4 protein-coding genes are annotated in these 3094 nt (G+C 29.5%); all 4 read left to right on the forward strand.

What is annotated here, in order from left to right:
- The first annotated feature begins 142 nt into the window (after window positions 1-142).
- The 4 genes from HGP29_RS27880 to HGP29_RS27895 all read left to right on the forward strand — a co-directional run bounded on the left by HGP29_RS27880 (window position 143) and on the right by HGP29_RS27895 (window position 2947).
- Window positions 143-610 carry a hypothetical protein gene (locus HGP29_RS27880; protein ID WP_168885757.1) on the forward strand — a complete coding sequence of 156 codons (468 nt, stop codon included), beginning with the start codon at window positions 143-145 and terminating at the stop codon, window positions 608-610.
- A 117-nt stretch (window positions 611-727) separates the two neighbouring features.
- Entirely contained in the window at window positions 728-1426 is a 699-nt protein-coding gene (locus tag HGP29_RS27885) for a hypothetical protein (protein ID WP_168885758.1), read from the forward strand.
- Window positions 1427-1514: 88 nt separating this feature from the next.
- Window positions 1515-2138, forward strand: a complete 624-nt coding sequence (locus HGP29_RS27890) for a hypothetical protein (RefSeq protein ID WP_168885759.1) — start codon at window positions 1515-1517, stop codon at window positions 2136-2138.
- A 158-nt stretch (window positions 2139-2296) separates the two neighbouring features.
- On the forward strand, window positions 2297-2947 hold the full coding sequence (locus HGP29_RS27895) for a hypothetical protein (protein WP_211093441.1): 651 nt from the start codon (window positions 2297-2299) through the stop codon (window positions 2945-2947).
- The last annotated feature ends 147 nt before the right edge of the window (window positions 2948-3094 follow it).

Genomic DNA, 3094 nt, shown 5'->3' on the forward strand with positions numbered 1-3094 from the left:
CCTGACCGAGTTGGAAAAAGAAAATATATTACTAATTAAACAAGTAGAAAAAATCTAAACAGCTTACAACAATAGCTAATCTCCTTCCATCGGGTGACCCACCCGCTGGTCGTAGTTTAGCCATTACGTTATAGAGTATATCATGATTAGACTTCTAAATAGACTGTATATAATTGGAGGAATATTAAGTGGAATCTTGTGGGGAATAACTTTATTCTCGCAATTGGAGATTACCATAAATTGGATTCATATCTTAATTGTAATTTGGCCTTTAAATGTTATTGCTTTTTGTTCAGTTAAATTGATATGGAAAAATCCAAGTGATACAAAGCTAAGAGTAATACCCTTTTTAGGAGTATTAGTTGGTTTAATAGTTGTTGAAATTGGAGATTATCGATTTAATTGGAAAGTGCAACATATTTCATATGAACATGTTAATGAAAAGTATCAAACAATTGAACAGCAGATAAAAATGATTGAAGGAAAAGATTCTCAGTACAGAACTGTTAAAAATAAAAAGATACTTCCTTTCCTTTCTTTGATCGAACCTTTAACTTTAGAGAATATCGATAGCAAAGAATGGATGGAATTGAATATTGATGTGAATTAACTCCAACATTAAGATTAATAAAACTCTATAACATTAGCTAATCTCCATCCACCGGTCGACACGCCCGCTGTTCGTAGTTTAGCAATTTCGTTAGCGGTTACAGCAAGTATAAAAGGAATGAAAAATGAATTATTAAAAGAAATTGAACAGTTATATATTACATTCTCGAAGTACTCATTCAACCCTCAAATTAAAGGGTGTTCTTGTTGTTTATCAAATACTGATAAGTTCACTTTGACTTCAAAACCGTTAAGAGAATTAGAGGATGATGATATTAATAGATTTGCTTATAAAACTATGACTACTTGGGGAACGGTTGATGATTTCAAGTACTACCTTCCCAGAATATTAGAACTAACGGCTCAAAATAAGCTCACGGTACATACATTTATTATTTTAGGTAAACTAGAGTATAGTAACTGGAAAAATTGGGATAAATCAGAAGCAGATGTTATACATAAATTTTTAATAACATGGTGGACTTATGATATAAATAATAGAATACGCTCTTTAGATTTTGAATTATTTATTGAATTAAACAAGTTACTTAAAAACTTGCCTTTATTACTTGAAAAATGGAATGTGGAGGTTAATGAAAAAGGTTTTGTCAACTATATTAATTTAATAGAAGCTTACTTTGAAGATATAATTCAAAGAAAAGATGAGTTTGAAGAATTTTCAAATGAAGAAATTAAGCTCTTGTTGAATTGGATTAATTCAAACAAAAAGAAATTAGAAGTTGGTTATTTAAAAACTAAAAATGAAGAAATTAGAGAATCTATAAAATTAGTAATAGATATATTAAAAAACCGCTAACAATAGCTAATCTCCATCCACCGGGTGACGCACCCGCTGGTCGTAGTTTAGCATTTACGTTGAGCACAATTATTAATAAACTAGCAACATGCTAAAAAAATTATTTTTTATCTTACTCACTATTACTTCATGTTCAGTAAGAAATTATGATCTAGAAAACTCCCTTAATCAAGAGTTGGAAAAGTATGATTCATCTTTAGTTGATCATTTCCCAAAAAAAATATATAATTCATATAAATCAACAAGTTTACATTATTATGATGATTTTTATGAATCACCTCATTTATATTTAGTTTGTAATCCTGAAAATTTTTCTCAATTAGTTTCAGAAATAAAAATAAAATCAGTTGAGATTTATAAGTCTAACACAAAAGACTGTCTAAATATTGTAGATGGTTATATTAATAAAAAGAATAGGTATTACTATGACAGAACTAAAAGACGTTTCAAAAGAGTCTTAAAAAATGGTTCTTGTAATAGTTTACCTCTACCTAATTTTTATTCAATATATAGTGATAATAAAATCAACTCAAATAAATTATTAAAAGGTTTTGATTACTATTTATTGTCGTGTTCAAAAGGCACTTACCTTGATTCAACTCATAAAATTGATACAATTTATACTCTAGAAAATTGGGAACATGGATATTCAAAAGGTATTGCACTCAATGAAAAAAAAGAGGTGGCAATATATTGGCTATGTATTTGGTAAATAAAAAGTGCTCAACATCAGCTAATCTCCATCCACCGGTTGACACGCACGCTGGTCGTAGTTTAGCCATTACGTTACCCACAAGTATGAACAAGACAATAATCATAATATCAACTTTAGTTCTAATTGTAGTCGGGTTTTCACTTTCTATGACTTCAATGGCTTGGTCAATTCATTCGAAGGATATGCTTTATTTGCCATTATGGATTACGACTATTATAGGACTCATTTTATATCTAGTTACAAAACAAATTGGAAACAAAATATTGATTTTAGTTTCAATCCTATGGCTTCTCCAATTAGCAGAAACTTTAGGTTGGTTTTTGACTTTTAAACCTGAAAAAATTGCTTTTATTGGTTTACCTACATTGGCAAGTATACTAATTGTAATTTTCGGAACAAATAAAGAATTTAAGAATCGGAAAAAAGTCGGGTTTTTTATTAAGGCAATTGCTTTGATAATACCCATCCTAGGAACTTTTTCATATTCATACAAAACTTATGATAGAGCGGTATTTTCTGAATTTTATGGTATTGACAACACCAAATATAAAGCTGTATTTAAACGAACACCTTCGAGCACAAGACAATTTGAAATAGATTTGTCAGTGAATGAATTGAGGGATTTAGTGAAAAACAAAGCAACCTTTGTTGCAAATCATCACTATTTTCCAAATGCGAGGCTTAAAGTAAATATGAGATTTTCTAAAATAAATGAAATTGAATTATATCAAATTGAAGGATATGAACTCGAACAACCAATAAAATGGAAAATAGACGAGTTAAGTGGAGAAACAGAATTTTTATAATAATAAAACCAGTGGGTAACAATAGCTAAAACAGCAAGTCTCGGGCGACGCGCCCTCGCTCGCTGTTTAGCAAATTCGTTGTAAAGCATTAGATGAAAAAAATTATCACAATAGTACTTTTAATTAACCTCCTATTGGTTTCATTTA

Origin of the sequence: Flammeovirga agarivorans, from assembly GCF_012641475.1 — a bacterium.
GTDB lineage: Bacteria > Bacteroidota > Bacteroidia > Cytophagales > Flammeovirgaceae > Flammeovirga > Flammeovirga agarivorans.